This is a genomic window from Caballeronia sp. EK, assembly GCF_014384845.1.
Lineage (GTDB): Bacteria > Pseudomonadota > Gammaproteobacteria > Burkholderiales > Burkholderiaceae > Caballeronia > Caballeronia jiangsuensis.
The window spans coordinates 168696-191808 of record NZ_JACSUE010000006.1; the positions used below are offsets into that span (position 1 = coordinate 168696).

At 60.5% G+C, this 23113-nt stretch carries 25 protein-coding genes; 15 read left to right on the forward strand and 10 right to left on the reverse strand.

Annotation, left to right across the window (positions count from 1 at the left end):
• The first annotated feature begins 140 nt into the window (after positions 1-140).
• Entirely contained in the window at positions 141-536 is a 396-nt protein-coding gene (locus IAG25_RS19240) for a hypothetical protein (protein WP_238291648.1), read from the forward strand.
• Positions 537-542: 6 nt separating this feature from the next.
• On the opposite strand, the gene IAG25_RS19245 is transcribed toward IAG25_RS19240, so the two are convergent.
• Positions 543-1454: a LysR substrate-binding domain-containing protein gene (locus IAG25_RS19245; protein ID WP_187606268.1), complete on the reverse strand. Its 912-nt coding sequence runs from the start codon at positions 1452-1454 to the stop codon at positions 543-545.
• Between the two features lie 120 nt (positions 1455-1574).
• Here IAG25_RS19245 and IAG25_RS19250 point away from each other — a divergent pair, with 120 nt between their 5' ends.
• Positions 1575-2888, forward strand: coding sequence for an MFS transporter (locus tag IAG25_RS19250; RefSeq protein WP_187606269.1), 1314 nt, complete (start codon positions 1575-1577; stop codon positions 2886-2888).
• A gap of 53 nt (positions 2889-2941) precedes the next feature.
• Here IAG25_RS19250 and IAG25_RS19255 read toward each other — a convergent pair whose 3' ends face one another.
• Complete coding sequence (locus IAG25_RS19255; protein ID WP_187606270.1) at positions 2942-3634, reverse strand: GntR family transcriptional regulator; 693 nt, start codon at positions 3632-3634, stop codon at positions 2942-2944.
• A gap of 221 nt (positions 3635-3855) precedes the next feature.
• On the opposite strand from IAG25_RS19255, the gene IAG25_RS19260 reads away from it, so the two are divergent.
• The 4 genes from IAG25_RS19260 to IAG25_RS19275 all read left to right on the forward strand — a co-directional run bounded on the left by IAG25_RS19260 (position 3856) and on the right by IAG25_RS19275 (position 9065).
• Positions 3856-5400: a Rieske 2Fe-2S domain-containing protein gene (locus tag IAG25_RS19260; protein ID WP_187606271.1), complete on the forward strand. Its 1545-nt coding sequence runs from the start codon at positions 3856-3858 to the stop codon at positions 5398-5400.
• Between the two features lie 66 nt (positions 5401-5466).
• On the forward strand, positions 5467-6465 hold the full coding sequence (locus tag IAG25_RS19265; RefSeq protein ID WP_187606272.1) for a PDR/VanB family oxidoreductase: 999 nt from the start codon (positions 5467-5469) through the stop codon (positions 6463-6465).
• Between the two features lie 204 nt (positions 6466-6669).
• Positions 6670-8475, forward strand: a complete 1806-nt coding sequence (locus IAG25_RS19270) for an alpha/beta fold hydrolase (protein WP_187606273.1) — start codon at positions 6670-6672, stop codon at positions 8473-8475.
• Positions 8476-8639: 164 nt separating this feature from the next.
• Positions 8640-9065: an organic hydroperoxide resistance protein gene (locus tag IAG25_RS19275; RefSeq protein WP_035501996.1), complete on the forward strand. Its 426-nt coding sequence runs from the start codon at positions 8640-8642 to the stop codon at positions 9063-9065.
• Between the two features lie 48 nt (positions 9066-9113).
• On the opposite strand, the gene IAG25_RS19280 is transcribed toward IAG25_RS19275, so the two are convergent.
• Complete coding sequence (locus IAG25_RS19280; protein WP_187606274.1) at positions 9114-10550, reverse strand: aldehyde dehydrogenase family protein; 1437 nt, start codon at positions 10548-10550, stop codon at positions 9114-9116.
• A 158-nt stretch (positions 10551-10708) separates the two neighbouring features.
• On the opposite strand from IAG25_RS19280, the gene IAG25_RS19285 reads away from it, so the two are divergent.
• Positions 10709-11110, forward strand: coding sequence for a VOC family protein (locus tag IAG25_RS19285; RefSeq protein WP_187606275.1), 402 nt, complete (start codon positions 10709-10711; stop codon positions 11108-11110).
• 64 nt (positions 11111-11174) lie between these two features.
• Here the strand turns inward: IAG25_RS19285 and IAG25_RS19290 are convergent, their stop codons facing one another.
• Positions 11175-11672 (reverse strand): H-NS family nucleoid-associated regulatory protein, encoded by a 498-nt coding sequence (locus IAG25_RS19290; RefSeq protein WP_187606276.1) that lies wholly within the window; start codon positions 11670-11672, stop codon positions 11175-11177.
• A 77-nt stretch (positions 11673-11749) separates the two neighbouring features.
• On the opposite strand from IAG25_RS19290, the gene IAG25_RS19295 reads away from it, so the two are divergent.
• From IAG25_RS19295 to IAG25_RS19315, 5 genes are read left to right on the forward strand one after another with little or no spacing between them, the layout of a single operon-like run.
• Entirely contained in the window at positions 11750-12088 is a 339-nt protein-coding gene (locus IAG25_RS19295; RefSeq protein WP_187606277.1) for a hypothetical protein, read from the forward strand.
• 25 nt (positions 12089-12113) lie between these two features.
• On the forward strand, positions 12114-12425 hold the full coding sequence (locus IAG25_RS19300) for a DUF485 domain-containing protein (protein ID WP_187606278.1): 312 nt from the start codon (positions 12114-12116) through the stop codon (positions 12423-12425).
• Positions 12422-14095: a cation acetate symporter gene (locus IAG25_RS19305; protein ID WP_187606279.1), complete on the forward strand. Its 1674-nt coding sequence runs from the start codon at positions 12422-12424 to the stop codon at positions 14093-14095. Before IAG25_RS19300 ends, IAG25_RS19305 begins: the two co-directional genes overlap by 4 nt.
• An 18-nt stretch (positions 14096-14113) precedes the next feature.
• Complete coding sequence (locus IAG25_RS19310) at positions 14114-14701, forward strand: cytochrome b (protein ID WP_187606280.1); 588 nt, start codon at positions 14114-14116, stop codon at positions 14699-14701.
• A 3-nt stretch (positions 14702-14704) separates the two neighbouring features.
• A complete protein-coding gene (locus IAG25_RS19315; RefSeq protein ID WP_187606281.1) occupies positions 14705-15670 on the forward strand; it encodes an NAD(P)H-dependent flavin oxidoreductase in 966 nt (321 codons plus the stop codon).
• Positions 15671-15718: 48 nt separating this feature from the next.
• On the opposite strand, the gene IAG25_RS19320 is transcribed toward IAG25_RS19315, so the two are convergent.
• The 4 genes from IAG25_RS19320 to IAG25_RS19335 form a co-directional block, all read right to left on the reverse strand.
• A complete protein-coding gene (locus IAG25_RS19320) occupies positions 15719-16651 on the reverse strand; it encodes a LysR family transcriptional regulator (protein ID WP_187606282.1) in 933 nt (310 codons plus the stop codon).
• A 95-nt stretch (positions 16652-16746) separates the two neighbouring features.
• Positions 16747-17085 carry a hydroxyisourate hydrolase gene (gene uraH, locus IAG25_RS19325; protein ID WP_035501861.1) on the reverse strand — a complete coding sequence of 113 codons (339 nt, stop codon included), beginning with the start codon at positions 17083-17085 and terminating at the stop codon, positions 16747-16749.
• 43 nt (positions 17086-17128) lie between these two features.
• Positions 17129-17653 (reverse strand): hydroxyisourate hydrolase, encoded by a 525-nt coding sequence (locus IAG25_RS19330; protein WP_187606283.1) that lies wholly within the window; start codon positions 17651-17653, stop codon positions 17129-17131.
• Position 17654: 1 nt separating this feature from the next.
• The gene (locus IAG25_RS19335; RefSeq protein WP_187606284.1) at positions 17655-18995 is read right to left on the reverse strand and encodes an MFS transporter; all 1341 of its coding nucleotides are present in this window, start codon (positions 18993-18995) and stop codon (positions 17655-17657) included.
• Positions 18996-19283: 288 nt separating this feature from the next.
• Between IAG25_RS19335 and IAG25_RS19340 the strand changes: the two genes are divergently transcribed.
• Together IAG25_RS19340 and uraD are read left to right on the forward strand one after the other, a co-directional pair.
• Positions 19284-20231, forward strand: coding sequence for a LysR family transcriptional regulator (locus IAG25_RS19340; protein WP_187606285.1), 948 nt, complete (start codon positions 19284-19286; stop codon positions 20229-20231).
• A 109-nt stretch (positions 20232-20340) separates the two neighbouring features.
• Positions 20341-20874 carry a 2-oxo-4-hydroxy-4-carboxy-5-ureidoimidazoline decarboxylase gene (uraD, locus tag IAG25_RS19345; protein ID WP_187606286.1) on the forward strand — a complete coding sequence of 178 codons (534 nt, stop codon included), beginning with the start codon at positions 20341-20343 and terminating at the stop codon, positions 20872-20874.
• 21 nt (positions 20875-20895) lie between these two features.
• On the opposite strand, the gene hpaC is transcribed toward uraD, so the two are convergent.
• Positions 20896-21432, reverse strand: a complete 537-nt coding sequence (gene hpaC / locus IAG25_RS19350; RefSeq protein WP_035501867.1) for a 4-hydroxyphenylacetate 3-monooxygenase, reductase component — start codon at positions 21430-21432, stop codon at positions 20896-20898.
• A 292-nt stretch (positions 21433-21724) separates the two neighbouring features.
• Between hpaC and IAG25_RS19355 the strand changes: the two genes are divergently transcribed.
• A complete protein-coding gene (locus IAG25_RS19355; RefSeq protein ID WP_187606287.1) occupies positions 21725-22357 on the forward strand; it encodes a response regulator transcription factor in 633 nt (210 codons plus the stop codon).
• Positions 22358-22365: 8 nt separating this feature from the next.
• On the opposite strand, the gene IAG25_RS19360 is transcribed toward IAG25_RS19355, so the two are convergent.
• Positions 22366-23109 (reverse strand): SDR family NAD(P)-dependent oxidoreductase, encoded by a 744-nt coding sequence (locus IAG25_RS19360; RefSeq protein ID WP_187606288.1) that lies wholly within the window; start codon positions 23107-23109, stop codon positions 22366-22368.
• Positions 23110-23113: the final 4 nt, after the last annotated feature.

Consider the following 23113-nt stretch of genomic DNA (forward strand, 5'->3'; position numbering starts at 1 on the left):
AAGCGACGTCGCGCAGTGGCGAGCGTCGCGCATATCTCTTGGCGTCGCAGGTGATTTCCAGGCAACCGGTTACCGTCATCGATTTTTAGTGACGGTGGAATGTCGCACGCATACGATCCGCGCACAATGCGGGAGGACATGTGGAAACGGAACTCAGTCAACGGCTTGCGAAAGCGTTATGGCGTTGTGCATCGCACGGGCACGTGCTGACCTATCAGCGTTTTCATGCGCAATGCGACAAGAGCGTGCCTTTGCCACAGCGCTATGCCGCGCTCGAATCGGCGATCAAGACGCTCGGTGATGTAAGCAACCTAGACTACGGCGTGCTCATGGCGCTCGACAACGGCTTGCCGGGCGCGGAGTTCTTCCAGCGCTATCTGCGTTATCGTCATGGGGAATACGTCATGCAGATGGGCGATCCGAAATATCAACGCCAGACGCTTGCGCGCAAGCGTACGCTCGTCGCGCGCGAACGCGATCGCGTGTATGCCCATGCACGTACCGTGGAGGAGGAAAGGGCCAGGCAGGCGGCATAGCCGGAATCATGTTTCGGCCTCGTCCGTTTCTCCGAGGCCGGCCTGCGCCAGCACCCAGTCGCAGAAGCATTTCACTTTCTCGACATCGCGTTCCTTGACGCGATAGGAAAGAAAGTGCGTCTCCTTGGCGAGCGGCGCGAACACACCCGCGCCCAGCTCGATCAGATCGCCGCGCGCAAGCTCGCGCTCGGCGAGGCGCGTCGTTTCCAGCGCGACGCCCATGCCATCCACCGCCGCCGATATCGCGAGCGCCGCACGGTCGAACGAAGGGCGTGGCCCGCGCGGCATTTCGAGGCCGTTGAGCGCGAACCATCCCGGCCATGTCACGCGGCTCAATTGCGAGTCGATCAGCGTCATCCTCGCGATCTGCTCCGCGGCCGGCACGCCGTCCTTCAAGAGCGAAGGCGAACACATCGGGATGATGCGCTCCGTGCCCAACGCGCGCGAGACGACACCGGGGCGATCATGCGCAAAGCCATACGAGATGGCGACATCGACCTCACGCGCGCGGGCGAGATCGGCGGGCTCCGCGTCCGATGACAAACGGATCGTCACGTTCGGATGCGTCTGCATGAATTCAGGCAGACGCGGCCCGAGCCATTTCACCGCGAAGCTCGGCGCGCAGTGAACGGCGAGCACTTGCGCGAGCGGATCGAGCGTCACTTCGGCGCATGCGGCTTCGATCACATCGAACACACGTCCGAGGCTCTCATGCAGGCGCCGGCCTTCGGATGTCGTCTCCACACGCCGGTTGCGCCGATGAAAAAGCGGCCTGCCGAAATACTGTTCGAGTTCCTTCACCTGATGGCTGATCGCCGATTGCGTGAGATGAAGCTCGCTTGCGGCAAGCGTGAAGCTTTCGAGCCGCGCTGCGGCTTCGAACGCGCGTAGGAGGACGAAGTTAGGGATACGCCTCATGGAAACACCTTATGCATGAGCCCTCGTCATGGTTCTATGAACAGGCATCGTTTGTCTTTCGCGTGCGGGGTGACGAACATGTGAGCGATCAAGACGCATCACATAACCAGGAGACAGAGCATGAGTTCCCACAGTCCGGTTGCGTATCTGACGGGCGACGAGTCGTCCACGTATGCGAAAGTGACATGGCGTCTGCTGCCATTTCTTTTCGTGTGTTATCTCTGCGCGTATCTCGATCGCATCAACGTGAGCTTTGCCAAGCTGCAGATGCTCAACGACCTGCATTTCAGCGAGGCCGTCTATGGCGCGGGCGCGGGCGTGTTCTTCGTCGGTTATCTGCTGTTCGAAGTGCCGAGCAATCTTATTCTGTTGCGCGTGGGCGCGCGCCGCTGGATCGCGCGCATCATGGTGACGTGGGGCGTCATCTCGGCGGGCATGATGTTCGTCACCACGCCGACGAGCTTCTATATCATGCGCTTTCTGCTCGGCGTTGCCGAGGCGGGCTTCATTCCCGCGATCCTGCTCTATCTCACGTACTGGTTTCCCGCGTCGCGCAGAAGCAAGGTCACCGCGCTTTTCATGACAGGCATTCCGATGTCCGGCGTGGTCGGCGGTCCGCTGTCTGGGTGGATCATGACGCATATGAGCGGCGCGCACGGCATAGCGGGATGGCAATGGCTCTTCCTGCTCGAAGGCATTCCGACAGCGATCTTCGGCGTGGTCGCGTACTTCTATCTCGACGACAAGGTGGCCGATGCGAAATGGCTCAGCGATTCGCAAAAGGCCATGCTCGAAGCCAATCTGCGCGACGAAAAGCCCGCCCATGCGCTGCATTCCGTGCGCGACGGCCTGCTGCATCCGAAGGTGCTGTTGCTCTCCGTGACTTACTTCTTCTTCACGATGGGCCTCTACGGCGTGAGCTTCTGGCTGCCGACGCTCGTGAAGGCGAGCGGCGTCACCGATCCGCTCAATATCGGCTTGCTCGCGGCGATTCCCTATGCGGCGGGCGCCATTGCGATGCTCGCGGTCGGCCATAGCTCCGACAAACATGGCGAGCGCCGCTGGCATCTGGCGGGCGCGGGTTTCGTCGGGGCGATCGGACTGTATCTGAGCGTGGTCTATGCGCACTCGACGCTCTTCGGCATGATCGGCCTCACGCTCGCGACGATGGGCGTCGTCACGACCATCTCGCAGTTCTGGGTCCTGCCTCCCGCGATTCTCAGCGGTGGCGCGGCGGCTGCGGGCCTGGCGCTCGCCAATTCCGTCGGCAGCATTTCGGGCGTCGTGAGTCCGTGGGTCATCGGCGTGATTCAGACGCATTCGGGCTCGACCGGCAGCGGCGTGCTGGGCCTCGCGGCGAGCTGCGTGATCGGCAGTCTGCTCGTGTTCGCCGTGCCGGCCGCGCTCGTGAACAGCCGCCGCCGCAACGATTGAAGAACGCCCGCAGGGAAGGACGGCCCCGTGAAAGCGGGGCCGTTGGTCTGTCATCACGTGGCGCTCGCGTCCCGGTCGCGCTGTTCGCTCAGCACGAGGCCGAGCCGCTCGACGAGATTCTTGCGCGCGTTCGCGGTGTGCAGATCGGTGAGTTCGGCGGCACGCTGGCCGTCGCCTTCGGAGATGGCGGCCGCGATGGCCGCGTGCTCGTCCCAGATCGATTTGCGTTGTCCCGATGCTTGCAGTACAGCGCCCATCACGCGGCGCAGATGGACCCAGTGTGTCTGCGCGGTCTCCGCGATCAAAGGATTGCCCGACGCCGTATAGATCGCGTTGTGGAAGGCCATGTCGGCGTCGATCATCGCTTTCACGTCGTCGCTCTTCGACGCGCGCCGGCCGTTAGCGATGATCGATTTGTCGATCTTCGCACCGCGTTCGGCGGCAAGACGCGCGGCGAGCGAATCGAGTGCGCCGCGAATCTCATAGAGATGACTGATCCACGCGGGATCGAGCGGGGTCACGAGCAGACCGCGCCCGGGTGCATCGACGACGAGGCCGTCTTTCTTTAAAAGACGCAGCGCCTGAAGAACGGGGGAGCGCGAGACGGCGAGCTGCTCGGCGATCTCTTCCTGCGTGATGCGCGTGCCGGGCGCGAGCGAACCGGAGCTGATGGCGTCGAGCAGCACCTTGTAGACCTCGTCCACGTAGTCGGTGCGAGCCTGAAGCTTGAGAAGTTTGGCGGGCATGATATCGGCCGTAATTTCTGGATACAGAATACGGCAAGGTTACAGCGCGCCGATGTGGCCCGTCAACGCGCATCGTTGCAGCACGTGATCGCATTCAGGTTTACCCATAGAGACAAGGCTGCTTCGCGTCGCTAATCTTTGTATACAGAGTTCGGAGTTCGGTAACCGAAACACAGGACTCAGGCATCAATCCATTCAACCCCACTCGAACAGGATCTCCCATGACCATCAAATCGGACAAGCTGGAAGGACAGAAGAGCAGCGGCGGCCCGGCCGCGACAGTCAAGAAGCTGGTGCCGTATGGCGGTTACTACGTGAACAAGGTGCCGGGCCACGATCCGGAACTGACGGAAACCGGACCGGGCACGCCGATGGGCGAGTACATGCGCGCCTTCTGGCATCCGGTCTGCATGTCGATCGAACTGACCGACACACCGCGCTTTCTCAAGATCCTCAACGAAGAACTGGTGGCGTTCCGCGACGGCAGCGGGCGCGTCGGCCTGCTGCATGCGCATTGCGCGCATCGCGGGGCGTCGCTCGAATACGGCGCGATTCAGGAGCGCGGCATCATGTGCTGCTATCACGGCATGGTGTTCGACGTGGACGGCGCATGCCTGCATGTGCCTTTTCCGAAAGGCGAGGAGAAGGAGGCCGAAAAATACGCGTGTTCCATTCGTCAGGGCGCGTATAAGGCGGTCGAGCGGCACGGTCTCGTGTTCGCATATATGGGGCCGCCGGAGAACGAGCCGCCGTTTCCCGAGTGGGAAGGCGATTACACGGTGATGCCCGGCGACGAACTCGTGCCCTATAGCAACTTCCAGCATTGCAACTGGCTGCAAGTACAGGACAACGCCGCCGATAACTTTCATCCGACCGCATTGCATGCCGCAAAGAACGTGGTGAAAGGACAATTTCAGGGCACGACATTCGATGAAGTCGGCGCAGCGTCGATGGAAGTGGCGCCCGACATGCACTTCCAGCCGGTCCAGCAAGGCCGCAGCCTCGCGTGCGCGGGTGCGCGCCGCGTCAACAAGGACCGTTTGTTCATTCGCGTTCAGCATCAAGTGCTGCCGAATCTGAGCCTGCACGCATATACGTCGGAAGACGGCTCGAAGAAAAAGCTCTTCAGCCGCTTCCATATCATTCGCTGGACGGTTCCCGTCGACGATGAAAACAGCAAGATGATCGGCTGGCGCGTGATGGGTCCGGGCATCGATACGCGCGGCGTCGGCAAGAAGGAACTGGTGGGTTACGAATCGATCGATTTTCTCGACGGCCAGGTCGCGATGCGCCGTCCCGAGCGCTTCGGCGATCACACGATCGAGGACATCGTGCCGATTCCGTCGAATCATCGCGAGCGCGCGAACTACAAGCAGGCCCAGTACGCGCCCGGCGACTATGAGGCGATCATCAGTCAGCGGCCGATCGCGCTGCATGCACTGGAAAATCCGACGAAATTCGATGCCGGTGTCTTCGTGTTTCGCAAGATGCTGCGCGATGCATTGCGCGGCTCGAACCCGGCCGCATCCGCGCAAAATTTCGCGGAATGGTTTCGCGATAACGCGGGTGCGCCGAACAGCTTCTGCTCCGGCAACGTGTTCGAGATTCCTGAAGGCGAAACCGTCGAGGAAGAAGTGGTGCGCCGCCGCAAGGTGACGAAGCAGATCGTCGCGATTCTCGCGGAAAGCGAGCAGTTCAAGGGCCAGGCGCGCGCCGCATTCGTACGCGAGCGCTTCGAGGAACTCGAGCAATCGATGAAGCAATAACGCGGGCGACGCGCGGGCGCATGGCGCGCTCGCGATGCCGGATCATCGATTCGAGGAAATACGATCATGTCGACACAACCCATCTCAACCGAAGCGCATGAGCACACTTTGAAACTGCTCGTGCGTCAGGTCCGGTTCGAAGGCCGGGGCATCAATTCATATGAACTCGTCGATCCTGAAGGCGCGCAATTGCCGTCTTTCACGGCGGGCGCGCATATCGACATTCATCTCGCGGACGGCGTCGTGCGGCAATATTCGATCAGCAATGCGCCGCGCGAACGACATCGCTATGTGATTGCAGTATTGCGCGATGAGCGCGGACGCGGCGGATCGAAGGCGCTTCACGATCAATTGCGCGTGCAGGATATCGTGCGCGTGAGCCGGCCGCGCAATAACTTTCATCTCGTCGACGGCGCGCGCCGCGTGTTGCTGATAGCGGGCGGCATCGGCGTCACGCCATTGAAGGCGATGGCGCATGAACTCGACGACGCGGGTATCGACTACGAAATGCACTACTGCGCGAAAGATGCGCGCAGCGCCGCGTTCGCCGAGGAATTCGAGCCGATGCGCGCGAGTGGACGCCTGCATTTTCACTTCGATGGCGGCGATCCTTCGGCGGGTCTCGATATCCGCGATCTGCTGAACACCCCGCGCGAAGGCGAGCACGTCTACTACTGCGGTCCGGGCGGCTTCATGAAAGCGTGCGCGGATGCGGCGCAGCATTGGCCGATAGGCACCGTGCACTTCGAGCACTTCAAAGCGCCTGAACGCGCTCCCGGCGAGCAGGCCGCCAACGATGCAAGCGATAGCTTCATCGTGCGTATCGCGAGTACGGGACAGGAGATCGAAGTCACAAAAGACGAGAGCATTGCCGAAGCGTTGGCCGGAGCGGGCGTGGCGATGGAGACGTCATGCTGCGCAGGCTTGTGTGGAACGTGCAAGGTGCGCTATCTGCAGGGCGAGGTCGAGCACAACGACTGCATCATGAGCGACGAAGAGAAGGCCGAATTTCTCACCGCGTGTGTGTCGCGTGCGACGAGCAAGCTGCTCGTTCTCGATCTCTGATCAACTGAATGGACCGACGACGAAGTCGGTCAACTCGACCTCATGCCGGCAAATCTTTTGAAGCGCAATGAGCGGCAGCAAACACAAGCTATGCCTTTCGCGCCAAGACATAGTTCGTTTGCACATATTCGCCCTGCCAGACAGCGTTACGCAGGAGCCGCTTAATATAATCGTCTCGATACCTCGACACGAGGATGAGATCGAATGAGACCGGTTGTATTCGGGAACCGCTTCGGATGGCTGCATCCGGGAAGTGGCACACGTGGCGTGGTGCTCTGCAACACGTATGGCCACGAATACGTATGGACATACAGCGGCATGCGCCAGCTCGCGGACGCATTGGCCGCGCGCGGCATCTGGGTGTTGCGCTTCGACTACCGAGGCACGGGCGATTCGGCGGGCGCGGATCTCGCACCCGATCAGTTCGAATCGTCGGTGGAAGATATCAACGCGGCGGTCGACTGGTTCAGGACATCCGCCGGTATCGAGCATGTCACATTGTGCGGTTTTCGCGTCGGCGCGGCATTCGCGCTGACTGCGGCACTGCGACAGCCCGTCGACGAACTCGTGCTGCTCGCGCCCGTTGCGAGCGGCCGCGTATATATGCGCGAGCTGGGCATCGTGCGCAAGACATGGCTCGAACTGCTTGCACCGCCTTTGCGCGAAATGCAGCAAGACGATGTATCCCTGAACGTGCTTGGCCAGGTCTATAGCAAGCCGTTCGCCGACTCGCTGAAGGCGATCGATCTCGTCGCGAGTCTGAACGGCGCAACATCGGCGCCTGCACGTCGTGCCTTGATCATGAACGTCAAGACCGGCGGCAAGGATCCGTTGCGCGACGCCCTCGCTGACAAGGGCGTCGAAGCGGAGGCCCGCCCGTTCGAGGACTTGACCGGATTCATTCAGGAAACCGCCTTCAACGCATTGCCGCGCGCCGCTTTCGCCGAAGTCGTCGCGTGGATCGCGGGCGGCGCTGCGCCGCTTTCGCAAGCGGCCTCCACGGTCGATGCCGATAGCTGGCCCGCGCTGCGGATCGACACGCCCGAGGCGATCGAACGTCCGGTGCGTATCGGCGACGAAGGGCTTTTCGGCATCTTGTGCGAGCCGCGCACGGGCTCGTCGCGCGGGCCGGTCTATCTGATCGCGAATACATCGGCGAGCGCGCGTGTGGGCGATAGCAGGTTATCGGTGCGCATCGCGCGCGAGCTTGCACGACGCGGCGTGGCATCGCTGCGTTTCGATGCGCGCGGTCGCGGCGATAGCCCAGCCGCGCCCGGCGAGGTGCAATCGGATACGGCATTCGGCCGCATCTACAACCAGATCGCCACCGACGACACCGCGGCCGCGGCACGCTGGCTCGCGCGGCAAGGCTATAAGTCGATCTTCGCGTTAGGCGTCTGCTCCGGCGCATATCACGCGCTCAAGGCGGCGGTCGTCGAGAAAGCGATCAACGGCGTCGTCACGGTGAATCTGCCGACGTTCAAGCGGCCAGCGGACATCACGCCCGATGGCCTGCGTCAATCGACGCGCAATTCGATGGCGGGTTATGCGTTCTCTATGCTCGATCCGCAGAAATGGAAAGCTATCCTGCGCGGCGAAAAGCAATTGACGCGTGTACTGCGCTTTATGCTCGGCTATGCAATGACGCGCGTGCGTTCACGTATCGTCGATGTTCTGAAGCTCGATCGCCTGAGCCAGACGCCGCCCGAACTCGCGACCGAGCCCGCTGCGGTCATGCGCGCGCTCGATGCAAAGGGCGTGAAGACGGTGCTCGTCTATGGCGCCTACGATGCGGGCATGGATTTGATCGCCGCGCACTTCGGCAAGCAGGGCGCGCGACTGTCGCGTTATCCATCGGTGCGCATGATCGTATATCCGAATCTCGATCATTCGCTCTTCATGACCGCCGGTTCGACGCAGGTCGTCGCGCTGTGCGAGCGCATCGCCAAGGAATCGAATTCACCCGTCGCCGATCCGGCTTTTCCGCGCGAGGAACCCGTCGTACTGTGATTCGCGGCACCGCGCGTCAGCGAGTTCGCCCCGTCTTGGGTATCCTTCGATATTGGAACCCGCCCCTTCGCGGGCAGTGTCCCATCGGGAATCCATGTCAGCGGAGTTCGAGCGGCGCGTTTGCGTCGCGCGAGCCGCTCAACACAATGCACAGGAGTCTGGCGATGTCGATTGAAAAGGTTCTATACCGTGCGCATGCTCATGTCACCGGCGGGCGCGATGGCCGCGCAACCGTGCCCGAAAGCAATCTGGATCTCAGGCTGACGACGCCGAAAGAACTCGGCGGCGGCGGCGGCGATGGCACGAATCCCGAGCAACTCTTCGCCGCGGGTTATAGCGCGTGCTTCATTGGCGCGATCAAGTTCGTCGCCGCGCGCGACAAGATCACGCTGCCGAAAGACGTGGCGGTAGACGGCAGCGTGGGAATTGGACAAATCCCGAACGGCTTCGGCATCGAGGTCGAACTGAAGATCTCGCTGCCGGGCATGGATCGAAGCGAGGCGCAGGCCTTGGTCGACAAGGCACACATCGTGTGTCCTTATTCGAACGCGACGCGCAATAACATCGATGTCAAATTGACGCTGGCATAAGCATATCGTGCGTTCGAGCGTTCTTTTGAACGGACGCTCGAACGCGGGTCACCATGCTTCGCGCATTACCATCAGGCGTGCTTCGGTCATGTCCTCGATCGCATAGCGAATGCCTTCCCGGCCGAGGCCCGAATCTTTCACGCCGCCATAAGGCATGTTATCGACACGGAAAGAAGGCACATCGTTGATCACGACACCGCCAACTTCGAGCGAGTCCCAGGCCTCGTGCGCATGCGCGAGCGAATCCGTAAAAATGCCCGCCTGCAAGCCAAAATCGCTGTCGTTGACGGTATTGAGCGCGTCCTTGAAATCATCGAACTTTTCGAGGATCGCGACAGGCCCGAACGCTTCCTTGCGATAAAGATCCGAATCTCGTCCGACACTTTCCAGAAGCGTCGCTTCGAACATCGCGCCTTCCACCTTGCCGCCCGCGATGATTTTCGCGCCTGCCGCCACCGCGCTTTCCATCCAGCCGGCGAGCCGTTTCGATTCCGACTCGGAAATCATCGGCCCGACGAAGGTTTTCTCGTCCTTGGGATCACCCATTCTGAGCGACTTCGTTTTCGCTATCAGCCGTTCACGCAAGGCCTCGTATAGCGACGCGTGCACGAGAATTCGCTGCACCCCAATGCAACTTTGCCCGGATTGATAGAAAGCGCCGAACGCAAGCCGGTCAACGACATAGTCGAGCTTGCCGCCCTGATCGCTATCGACGATCGCGGCGGCATTTCCACCGAGCTCCAGAATGACTTTCTTCTTGCCTGCTTTAGCCTTCAGATCCCAGCCGACAGCGGGCGAACCGGTAAAGGAGAGGAGCTTGAAGCGCTCGTCGGTCGTGAACAGATCGGCGCCGTCGCGATGGGCCGGCAGTATCGAGAACGCGCCTTTGGGCAGATCCGTTTCCGCGAGCACTTCACCGATGATCAACGCACCGATAGGCGTGCGGCTCGCGGGCTTCATGACGAAGGGCACCCCGGCGGCGATTGCGGGCGCGACCTTGTGCGCGGCAAGATTCAAAGGAAAATTGAAAGGCGAAATGAAGGAACAAGGGCCAATCGGCACGCGTTTTACATAGCCGTGATAACCCTTGGCGCGCGGCGAGATTTCCAGATTCAGTATTTCGCCGTCGATGCGAACCGACTCTTCGGCCGCGACTTTGAACGTATCGATGAGACGCGTGACTTCGCCGCGTGAATCGTTGATCGGCTTGCCGGCTTCGATGCACAAGGCCATCGCCATTTCATCGGCTCGCTCGCGAAAGCGCTTCACGCAATGCTCCAGTACGGCCTGTCGTTTGAACGGAGGAAAGGCGCGCATCTCGGGCATCGCGGCGACCGCGAGGCCGATCGCCTTGTCGATGGCTTCTGCATCGGCGAGCGCGACGCGCGTCGCGACTTCACCGCTGAACTTGTCGGTCACTGCCAGATCGGTATTGGCGGCAACGGGCTCGTTGGCGAGGTAATACGGATAAGTTGACTTCAGCATGAACGCTCTCCTGTCGGGACGCGTTGTCGATATCAGCCAGATTACCGCTTAAATGCAGTACGTGCAGGCGAGCAGGTGATGCGGAATGAGATAGCATGCGAACGGAATCGAACGAAGCGTGGCGTCACGCTTCACATGTCCGACATGCGGAGGAAACGATGCTGACATCTGGAATCGATCACGTGGGACTCACCGTGCGCAATCTCGACGCGACGCGAGACTTCTTCGTTCAATGTCTCGGCTGGCAGATCGCCGGCGAGCGGCCTGACTATCCGGCCGTGTTCGTATCGGACGGAAAGTTGCTGGTTACGCTATGGCAGGTGAAAGACGAAGCGGCGCCGATAGCATTCGACCGGCGAAAGAATATCGGGCTTCATCATCTGGCGTTGCGCGCAGCGGACGAAGCCGCGCTCGCGACAATTCTCGAACGCGTGTCGGCGTGGCCTGGCGTGACGGTTGAATTCGCGCCGGAACAGCTAGGAGCAGGGCCGAAACGCCATATGATGATTTACGAACCGGGCGGTATTCGGATCGAATTCGATTTCGATCCCCGCGTTTAGATCTGACACGACTGCAAGCGAACGGCGGAGTCGTCAACGAACTCCGCCGTTTGCGGATTCACTGTCAGGCGATCAAAAATGGCGTGCGGTCTTCGATGGACGCGAGCCATGCGGGTGCGCGGCCGCGACCGCTCCACGTTGCGCCCGATTGCGGATCGCGATAAAGCGCGGGTTGAGGACCGCGCGGTTGACCCTTTCCGTTGCGCTTGACCGTAGCTTGCGCCTTTCCTTTAGCCTTCTTTGCTGGCGCACTCGCGCCCACCGCGAACTTGCTGCGGTCCTTGGCATTGGCGATCCAGCCGGGTGCGCGTCCACGGCCGCTCCAGGTCGCGCCGGTTTTCGGATCCTGATAAGCAACGGTGCTTTGCTTTTTTGCCGCGGGCGATCGACCTGGTTTCTTGCGAGTACCCGAATACTTTTCGATGTCCGAGATGGTCAATCCGTGGCTCGACATCAATTCATGAATCTTTCGCAGTACGCTTTCGGATTCTTTGGCGACGAGCGCATCGGCTTTCGCTTGAAGTGCTTCGATACGTGCCTGAATACTTTCTAGCGTTGACATGATTTACCTCTAATAGATTGTCATTTGAACTATGCCACGTACATGCGCGACGCGCTAGAGGAGATTCGTGTTAATACATGGCAAATCAGATTGCCAAACGCGCTTTAGGGGATAAGTGGCGCGACACACATTGCGAATTTCATTGCTTTCCAGTCAAGAAATCCCAAAGCTGCTTTCAATACCTTTCTTTAAAGCGCCAGCCCTTCGAGTTCTTTGAGTGCAATGCCGAGGATCGATCAAACGATCGCAATGATCGAAAGGTCACTCGGTTCGTCATCGACCCTGTAAAACAGGCAGACTTCATCAGAAGTGATGCGTGCGATCATCAATCATCATTTTACATGAGGTCGCCTGGCACCTATCTTGTCGATAACAGCAGAAAAACGCAGCCGGCGACCGCTGGACATGCGACATAACGTTCTGAAGATAGGAGACACTGTGATGACCTCGCTTTCCAGCCAGGAACTCTGGCTGACGCCCGCCTTTAAACGGCTCGTTTCCCGTCGCCGCAGATTCGTTGCGCGCCTGACGCTCGGCACGCTGGTGCCTTACTACGCCTTCGTTCTGGTGGCCGGGTTCGCGCCGAAACTGCTCTCGGCCAAGATGTTTGGCGCGAGCGTCATCACGACCGGTTGGACGATCGGCGTATTGCTCATTGCAGGAACGTGGCTCCTCACGGGTCTTTACATACATCGAGCGAACGGAGAATTCGACGCGCTCACCAACGAAATCCTGAACGGAGGCGCGCAATGAATCGTCGCGTCCCAAAGGGCATAGGCTTGCTGAGCGCATGCGCCACGCAATCCGCTCTCGCCGCACCCGAAGCGATCGGCCACGTGCAAAGGCAGCCGCTCAATCTCACGGCAATTTCAATGTTCCTCGTTTTCGTCGTTGCAACGCTCGCTATAACGTGCTGGTCTGCATCGAAGACGCGTTCCATGAAGGATTTCTATAACGCGGGAGGAACGATCACCGGCTTTCAGAACGGTCTCGCGCTTGCGGGCGATTACATGTCGGCGGCGGCACTGCTCGGTCTCACGAGCATGATTTTCTTCAACGGCTATGACGGCATGATTTACGCGGTGAGCTTCTTCGTCGCATGGCCGCTCTTGATGTTTCTGTTCGCGGAAAGGATCAGGAATCTCGGACAGGTCACCATCGCCGACATCGCGTCATTCCGCCTCGATCAGCGAAGAATCCGGACGATGACGGCGTTCGGCTCGCTCACCGTCGTCTGTTTCTATCTCGTGGTTCAGATGGTCGGGGCAGGGCAGCTCATTCAACTTCTTTTCGGCCTCAGTTATGACCAGGCGATCGTGATCGTCGGTGCGTTGATGGCTATCTATGTCACGTTCGGCGGCATGGTGGCGACGACCTGGGTGCAGATCATCAAGGCTGTGCTGATGCTCTTCGGCGCGACATTGCTTGCATCCCTGGCGCTTCGGCAATTCGGCTTCTCGCTCGATACGATGTTCGAGCAGGCGATCAAAACGCACAAGAACGGCATCGGCATCATGTTGCCGAGCAAGCTCGTCGCCGACCCGTTCGCCATGCTTTCGTTGTCGGTCGGTCTCGTATTCGGCACGTCGGGATTACCTCATATCCTCATGCGCTTCTTTACCGTGCGCGATGCGAAGGAGGCGCGCAAGTCGGTATTCGTCGCGACGGGCTTCATCGGCTATTTCTTTCTCGTGGTCGCGTTGCTCGGCGTGGCATCGATCGCGATCGTCGGACGCAATCCGCTCTTTTATGAGGGCGGTGTCGTCGGCGGGAAGCTGATCGGCGGTTCCAACATGCCCGTGATGCATCTCGCGAAGGCGCTCGGCGGCGATCCGGCACTGGGCTTTCTATCCGCCGTCGCATTCGCGACGATTCTCGCTGTCGTGGCCGGCCTCACGATGGCGGGCACCTCCGCGATCTCTCACGATCTCTACGCGATGGTCTACAAGAAGAACCAGGCCACACCGGAAAGCGAGAAGCGCGTTTCGCGCGTGGCGTCGATAGGCATTGCATTCGTCGCCATTGTGCTTGGCATGGTCTTCAAGGATCAGAACGTGGCGTTTCTCGTCGCCCTGACGTTCAGCATCGCGGCTTCCGTCAATTTCCCTGTGCTGACGCTTGCTATCTACTGGAAAGGACTGACCACGCGTGGCGCGCTGATCGGCGGAATCGCCGGGCTCGTGAGTGCGATTTCGCTCGTTGTGTTATCACCCGCCGTGTGGGTCAAGGTGCTGGGGCACGCGGCGCCGGTCTTCCCTTACGACTACCCGGCGATCATTTCGATGAGCATCGCGTTCTTTTTCATGTGGCTGGGCTCGGTCACGGACCGCCGCGCGCAGGCCAACGAAGAACGACAAAGATTTCACGACCAGTTCGTTCGTGCTCAAACCGGAATCGGCGCGTCGGGCGCGGTGAGTCACTGATCCTCGAAAGGAGTTGCCATGAGCCACATTCAGCAAGATGTCACATCGGGACAACCGATACGTTTCAAGTTCAGAGATAACGGCCTCGGGTTTTCGCCGATCACGATCGCGCTTCACTGGATGATCGCGTTGCTCGTGTTGTCGATCATCGCATCGAAAATCGTCGGGCTGGTCGAGCCTGCAAGCGAGTCCGCGCGATTCGTCAATCTGTGCGGGACACTGTTGTTTCCGCTATCGGTCTATCGCTTCTGGGCGCGCATCACGTCGTGGCATCCGTTGCCCGTCGGCACGCCCAATCCCGTGGAAGTGATCGCGAGCCGCTCGGTTGCCGTCGCGCTGGCTTTGGCGATGGTGCTGCTGCCAATCGCCGCGTGGCTCGGGAAATCGAGCGCGGGCGTGCCGATCGGGTTACCGGGTAGATTCACCGTGCCGCCGCTCATGGGCCCGCATGCGGCCGCCGCGCATGTTTTCAGCGTGCTCTTCGATATCGGCGCGGGCGCATTCCTGTGCGGGCTCGCCCTTCATATGTTCGGTGCTTTCAAGAACCATTTCGTGTTGAAAAACGATTCCCTCAAACGAATGCTTGGCAAGCATGTGGAGCTTTGAACCATGACTGCAATCAATCGAAAAGGACAGGCGAACGGAATCGCCGCGCTTTGCGGCGTCAGATATCCGATCTTCCTTGCGGGGATGGCGGCGATCTCCGGTCCCGCGCTCGTCGCCTCAGTTGCAAACGCCGGCGGCATGGGCACGATAGGCGGGCTGAGGTTGCCGCCGCTCGCACTGCGCCGCTGGATCAACGAAACGAGAGCCCTCACGGATAAGCCATTCGGTGTGAATCTCGTGCCCTCGTTCGGCGGACCGGATGTATTCGAGGCGCAATTTCAGGTTGTGCTGGAAGAAAAGCCGAAGATGCTTTCGCTCTTTTATGCGGAAAGTTATCCAGATATGATCCAGCGCGCGAAAGACGCGGGGATGATCGTGATGGTTCAGGTCGGTTCGGTCGAACTGGCGCGCAGCGCCATCTCCAATGGCGCCGATATCGTCACCGCGCAGGGCAGCGAAAGCGGCGGCCATCTGAATCGCGGGACGATCGGCTTGCTGTCCTTGTTGCCGGGAATACTTTCGATAGCGGGAGACATTCCCGTGCTGGCCGCCGGCGGCATCACGAATAGAAACGACGTTGAGACAGTGATGAGCATGGGCGCATCGGGCGTGCTGGTCGGCACGGCGTTCGTGGCCTGCGAAGAATCCAACGCGCATCCGCTTTACAAGCAGAAGATCATCGAAGCGACCGTCGACGATACCGAATACCGCACCGGTTATTCGTTCGGCTGGAAATACGGCACGCCGCACCGTGTCATGCCGAACCGGGACAGATGGAATCTGCTGCGATTCATCGGCGGCGGCGCACGTGTCATCGACAAGCCGAAAATGGCGCGGAAGTTATCGCTCTATGCAGGGCAGGGTGTGGGCAAGATCGATCGTGTCATGCCGGCTGCGGAGCGCGTGGCCGAACTTGCCGAAGGCCTGATGTTCGAGCCCGAGGAAGCATTGCAGCTACGTTACGCGTGATCGAACGTGACTGCGCCCACGATGCAATTCGGGCGCGGTCATTCTCGCTCATAGGCTTGCGTTATCCGCGAGCGAAAGCTCGGATTCGACATTCGATGCCTGAGATCCGTTGCTGAACTGCTCATGCGTTAGCGCGAGCAATGCCGATAAAGCAGGCGTCACCACCGCATCCTGATTGCGAATAAAGACGGTGGTCACATTGGCGAATGCGGATGGCAATTCGTGGCATCGAACGGAGCGCCGGCTGCCATGCCGTTCGACCACTGCCTTCGGCAAAAGCGTGATGCCCATTCCCGCCGCGACACAGGACATGATTCCGTCGAGCGTGCCCAATTCCATGACCTGTCCCGGAATGAGGCCCGACTGATAAAACCATTGTTCGAGCGTCGAACGATAAAAGCAGCCGGTTCTGAACACGAGCACCGTTTGCCGCGACATCGCTTCGACAAGCTGATCCAGCGAGCGGAACTGGACGCTGCTCAGCAACGCGAGTTCTTCGCGAAAGACTTCTTCCTGATGCAATGCGGCGTTCTGATGAAAGCCGCCGACGAAAGCGCCATCGAGCCGATGATTCTCTACTGCTTTGATGAGCTCGCTGGTCGTGCCGGTAATGAGCGAAAGCTGAACCTGCGGATACTTCTTGTGATATTTGGCGAGCACTTTCGGCAAGCGAATGGCCGCGGTGGTTTCCATCGAACCGAGACGCAGCGGCCCCTTCGGTGTGGTGGCGTCGAGCATCGCGCTGCGGCTTTCGTCCATCAGTTGCAAAACACGCCGCGCATAGCCGAGAAACGTGTGGCCGGCGGACGTGAGCATGACGCCGCCTTTCGAACGCACGAACAATTGCTGGCCGAGTTCGCTTTCCAGTTCTTTGATGCGCATCGTGACATTCGACTGAACATTGTGCACTTTCTCTGCCGCCGCGGTGAAGCTGCCGGTCTCAGCCACAGCGCAAAAGATTTTCAAGTGTCGCAATTCCATCGATACGCCCCTTTAATCATCACGAATGATGAAGCATCAGCGCTTCCATTCTGATCGATGATAAGTGGCGTGTAAAGCAATCCACGCGCTGCGATTCAGCTTCCGCGATAGGTGCCGAAACTCCACGGCGAGCATAGAAGGGGCACGTGATAGTGCTGCGCCGCATCGGAAAGCGTGAAGCGCACCGGCACGACATCCGCGAATACATCGGGCGTCTTGAAGTAATCCGCTACCCAGAAGCGCAGTTCGAAATCGCCTGCACGTGCTTGTGCGGCCGGCAGAATCGGTGAATCCGTGCGCCCGTCGCGATTGGTGCGCGTGCGCGCGAGCAGCGTCGGCGGCTGGGTGGCTACGTCGAACAATTCGATCTGCATGCCGGCAGCGGGCTGGCCGAGCGCGACGTCGAGTACATGGGTGGTGATGCCTGCGGCCATGATGTGTCTTCTCCTGATCTCGCGTTTTTGTTTTGCGCTTTGTTCAACTGCCGCGGTAGTAGTTATAGCTCCACGGTCCGAATAACACCGGCAGGTGAATGCGCTGATTGATATCGATGATGCGAAAGCGCAGCGGGATCTTCGAGAGAAACATCGGCTGCGGCAGATTCGCCTTGCGCGCGGCGAAGTATTCGTCCGCATGCAGCAGGAGCTCATACGTGCCCGCGCGATACGTATCGCCGATCAAGAGCGGCGGCTCGCTGCGGCCGCTCGCTGCCAGCGTGATCGTTTGCAGAAGCTTCGAGCGTCCGTCTTCGATCGCGAACAAGTCCACGCGCATGCCCGCGGCGGGCGTGCCGTGCCACGTGTCGAGGCCGTGCATCGTGAGGCGCGGGCTCAGGCCATCCTGTTGCACCGGACCCGTCGTCTGGTTCGGTGCGGGCGACGTCGGGGCATCGGCGGCAAGAGCGGTCTTCGCCATCAACATGCTGCCGCCCAGCGCGACCGATTGCAGCGCAAAGCGGCGGCGGCTCACATCGAAAGCCGGGGAAGTGTCTTTGTCGCGCATGTCAGGCCTCTTGTTTGTTGCCGAGCTTGCGGATGCCGATGATCACGAGCACCGCGGCCAGCACTTCGATGACGGCCACGAGATAGAGACCGGTCGTCAACTTGCCCGTCGCGTTCTTGACGAGTCCCATCACATAGGGCGCGCCGAAACCCGCGAGATTGGAGACGGAGTTGATGAGCGCCACGCCGATCGCCGCCGCGCTGCCGGCCAGATAGCGGTTGGGCAATTGCCAGAACACGGGGATCGCGCTCATCGTGCCGATCAGCGATGCCGTCATGGCCAGCAACGCGATAACCGGCGAAATCTTGTCGAAGCCCATCAGCACGGCGAGCAAGGCCATCGATACGCCGCCGACGATCGCCGCGCCGCTGAAGTGCCAGCGCACTTCATTGCTGCGGTCCGAGTGCGCGCCATTGATGATCATGCCGGCCGCGCCGCACAAATAGGCAAGCGCCGCGATCCAGCCGACGGCCATCGGCGTGCCCACGCCTACATCCTTGATGACGGTCGGAATCCAGAAGGTGAGCGTCGAATTCGCGCACAGCAGGCAGAAGAAGATCGCGATCATCAGCCATACCTTGCGATTCGTGAAGAGCGAGCGCCAGTCGTGGCCACGCTCGCCCATCGCGGCGTTGTCGCGTTGCAAGGCGTCGAGCACGACACGCTTTTCATCGGCGGTCAGCCAGCCTGCTTCCTCGGGCTTGTCGGTCATGTAGAAGTACGCGAACACACCGGCGAGCACGGACGGAATGCCTTCGATGATGAAGAGCCATTGCCAGCCGTGCATGCCGTGCACTCCGCCCATCGACGTCATGATCCAGCCGGCGAGCGGACCGCCGAGCACGCCCGCGATCGCCGATGCCGACATGAACGTGCCGAAGGCCCGCGCCCGCCGCTGCGACGGATACCAGTACGTGAGGTAAAGAATCACGCCCGGATAGAAGCCCGCTTCGAAAGCGCCGAGCAGGAAGCGCAGGATATAGAACTGCGTGGGCGTGTTGACCTGCGTCTGCAACATGCAGATGATGCCCCAGCAGATCGTGATGCGCATGATCGTTTTTTTCGCGCCGATCTTCTGCAAGAGCATGTTCGACGGCACCTCGAACAGAAAGTAGCCGATAAAGAATATGCCCGCGCCGAGGCCATATACCGCTTCGCTGAAATGCAGCGAGTCCAGCATCTGCAGCTTGGCGAAGCCGATGTTCACGCGATCCAGCCACGCCAGCACCCACAGTACGCCGAGAAACGGCAAGAGCCGCCATGAGACCTTGCGATAGACGCTCGCTTCGGCGCTTTCGGCCTCGCTCGCGAAAACCGGCATCTCCTGTTTGATGAGCGACATGGTTTCTCCTTTCCAGTCGGTCTGCGGCGCACGGACAAGGTCGTGCGTTCGGTTGGAAGCAAGTATAGAAACGGCCAGAAAATCGGTAACGGGGGACGGGCCAATAAGCCCCATAGCAACGCGTATATGGGCTGAAAAGCCTTGTGTGGTGCGGCTCCGCGCCGTTTTTTGCAGCGCTTTTTCGTACCTATGGATTACCCTAGCGAGGCTTGCATGAAGCGGTTCCCGCGACGCCGGCTGGCAGAATAACGCCGCGGCGACGCGAACCATCGAGACACGGAACTCACCATGAATCGCACCGACGATCCATTCGATACCTATCTGCTGCGCGTGCTGTGCACGCTGATCGGCGAGCGCAGTGTGTCGCGCACGGCCATTCGTATGAACCAGTCGCAGCCTGCTATCAGCTCTGCGCTCAAACGGCTGCGTGCGATCTTCAACGACCCGTTGCTCACGCGCGAAAAGAACGTGATGGTGCCGACCGAGCGCGCCATTCAACTGGCGCAGAGCGCGCAGGCCGCATTGAGCGCGCTCGATAACCTGCTCGTATCGGACGATCATTTCGATCCGGCGACCACCGAGCAAAGCTTTACCGTGGGCATGCCCGACTATCTGGCGCCGCCCTTTTTCGCGCATGTCGTGCGCGAATTCAGGCGCGCTGCACCACATGCGCGCCTCGTCGCGGTGCCGCTTTCGGCCGCATTCAACTATGAACAGGGGCTATCGGAAGGCTCGCCGGATATCGTCATCGGCAACTGGCCCAATCCTCCCGAGCATCTGCATTTGTCGGTGCTGCTCGAAGACGAGGTCGTATGCGTTGTTGCCCGCGACAGCGTCCACGCGCAGTCAGGCAAGTTCGATGCCCAGGACTATCTGAGCGCGTCGCATATCGTGCCCACGCCGTATTCGCGCGATCAGCGCGGCGTCGTCGATACCGGGCTCAGCACCATGCGCGTGCATCGCGACAACCGCGTGAGTTGCCCGTACTTCAATCTCGCGCCGAGCCTGATTCCGGGCACCGATCTGATTCTCACGACAGGCCGGCACTTCGCCAACTATCATGCGCAGCATCTGCCGCTCGCCGTGCTCGATGCGCCGATCGAATTTCCATTCATGCGGTTTTATCAGCTGTGGCATCCATCGCGACATCGTTCGGCGTCGCACGTGTGGTTGCGCGGCATGCTGACGGCTGCGGCGCAGGAGTTGCGCGCGCTGCGCGACATGAATCGCGCTTAGCGCTATCGCGTTCTGTTATGCGGTCAATAGGATCGGGTGTCTCGCCGCCCGTTCGCGCGCTTCCTATACTCGGCACGAATCGCCATCGATGCCCTATAGGAGAGCCGTCATGTCACAGTCGATCAATCTCGAACCGGTCAATGCGTTCGATCACGCGACCTTCGTCGGCGCCTTCGCGAGCGTGTTCGAACATTTTCCGCAGGCAGCGGAGGGCGCGTGGAGTGCGCGTCCATTCGCCTCGGCCACGGCATTGCACGACGCGATGATGAATGTTATCCGCAGGATGGACGACAAGAACCAGCGCGCATTTCTGAACCTGCACCCGTTGTTGTCCGGCGCGAACATTCGTGCGGGAACCATGACGGCGGATTCCGATGCCGAGCAAAAGAGCGCCGGGCTCGATGCGATGTCGGCCGAGCAGGAAGCATCCCTAGATCGTCTCAATGCCGCCTATCTGGAGCGGCATGGGTTTCCGTTCATCATCTGCGTGCGGCATTACACGCGCGAAGGCATCTTCAGCGCGCTGGAGCGGCGTATCGGGCGCAGCACGCAGCAAGAGCTGGATGAGGCTCTGGCGCAGATCGCGTCGATCACGCGTGCGCGCCTCAACGCGCGTCTCTGCGCGCTGCCTGCAATCATTTAACGCCGCAACGGCGATAACTTTTCATTGCGTGGCGCACACGCGCGGCACGCGATGAAAGTTGCGATCGAAATAAATCAGGCTGTCGCCATCGTCGCGCACGCGGATCGCGGTCGCTTCGACGAACATCACCGAGTGCGATCCCACTTCCTTCGCCTCGACGATGGTGCCCTGCAGGCTCGCCAGCGCATCGCGCAATACCGGCACGCCGTTCACGCCTTCGTCCCATACCGGCAACGAGAAACGTTCTTCCATCGAGAGTTGCGTGAGGCCGGCGAAGTGTCGCGCGATCTGTTCGAGATGACCCGGCAACACGTTCACGCACACGTTGCGATTGTTCACGAACGCGGCATGCATCGCGCTCGACCGGTTGATGCAGACGAGCAAAGTCGGCGGCGCATCCGTGACCGAGCACACGGCGCTTGCCGTGATGCCGCAGCGGCCATGGGTGCCCGTGGTGGTGATGACATTCACCGCAGCGCCGAGATGGGCCATGGCCTGGCGAAACTGCTTGCGCACCTGATCGATATCGGTGAAGTCGGGGCGGGGCAGCGCGGACATAGGAGCGTCTCCAGTTCGTTTCATGTTTAACGTTGTGTATAGCAAACCGTGAATCAAGCGTACGCGCTGAACCGCACAAAGAACATCGGCACGAGCCGCCGACATGCCCGGCGTGGTTACCGAACGCACTAAAGCTTTTACCTATCGCGTGTCGTCGAAGTAAAGAATGGACTTTCGCGGCGCATTTCGGCTGGTTATCATGGCTGTTCCAATAAAACGAGACCTTGCGACGAGACAGCCGAATCCCCCGGCGCGCACGGTCCCTGAAGCCCGCATCGAAAGAGCCATCGCAATGAATTCTCCCGCTCCCGTGGTGTATATCGTCGACGACGACAACGGCATGCGCACCTCGCTTGCGTGGCTGCTCGAATCGGTCGGCGTGAAGTCGGAAGGATTCGCGAATGCCGCGGAATTTTTGCGTGCCTTCGACGTGAGCCGCCCCGCGTGCCTCGTGCTCGATGTGCGCATGCCCGAGACGAGCGGCTTCGATGTGCAGGCCGAGCTCAACCGCCGCGGCGCGACCTTGCCGATCATCTTCGTGAGTGGTCACGGCGATATCCCGATGTCGGTGCGCGCGCTTCAGCATGGCGCGATCGATTTCGTCGAGAAGCCCTATAACTCGCAGCAAATGCTCGATCGCGTGCAGCGCGCCATGAAGCTCGCGACGCAGCGCCATGCGAAAGATCAGCGTCAGCGCGAACTGCGCGAGCGCGTCGAATCGCTGACCGCGCGCGAGAAAGAGGTGTTGCGCGGCGTGATCGAAGGCAAGGCGAGCAAGCGCATCGCCGCCGATCTGTCGATCAGCGTCAAGACCGTCGACGTGCATCGCGCGAGCATCAAGGACAAGCTGGGCGCGGCATCCATCGCCGCGCTCGTGCGTGACGTGCTCGAAGTATGGAGCCCGCCCGGCGACGGACCCGCCTGATACGCGCGCTAACGCATGTACAGGCCGCCGTTCACGTCCCAGCATGCGCCGTTGGCAAAATACGCGTCGGGTGATGCAAGCAGCACGGCAACATCGGCAATGTAATCCGCCGACCCCAGACGTCCCACCGGAATGCCAGCGATAACCTTATCGAGCTTGTCGGCGGGCACGCTCTCATGGACGATAGCCAGATCGAGCGGGCCGGGCGAGATCGCATTCACCGTCACACCATGCGCGGCGAGGTCGCGTGCAAATACCTTGGTCAGCGTGATCGCGCCGCCTTTTGCGGCCGCGTAGTGCGCGCCGGTCGCCGAGCCGCCGTTCTGTCCCGCAAGCGACGCGATATTGACGATGCGTCCCGCGCCACGATCCGCGAAATAGCGGCCCAATACCTGACACCCGAAGAGTACGCTGCGCAGATTCACGTCGATGACCTGATCGAACTGCTCGGCGGTGATCTCCATGACGGGCACGACCTTCGATGCGCCCGCATTGTTGACGAGCACATCGATACCTCCCAAGCGTTCGTGCACGGCGTCACGCGCGCGTTCGAAGTCCGCTTTCGATGTGACGTCGAGTTCGAGTGCGAATGCGCTGCTTTGATCGGCGCTCAACTCCAGTGCGAGAGAACGGGTTGCTTCGATGGCGATATCGGCCAGCGCGACCTTGTAGCCCGCGGCATGAAAGCGGCGCGCGACCGCGGCGCCGAGGCCACGCGCGGCGCCCGTGATGAGCGCGATTCTGTTCGACATGTTT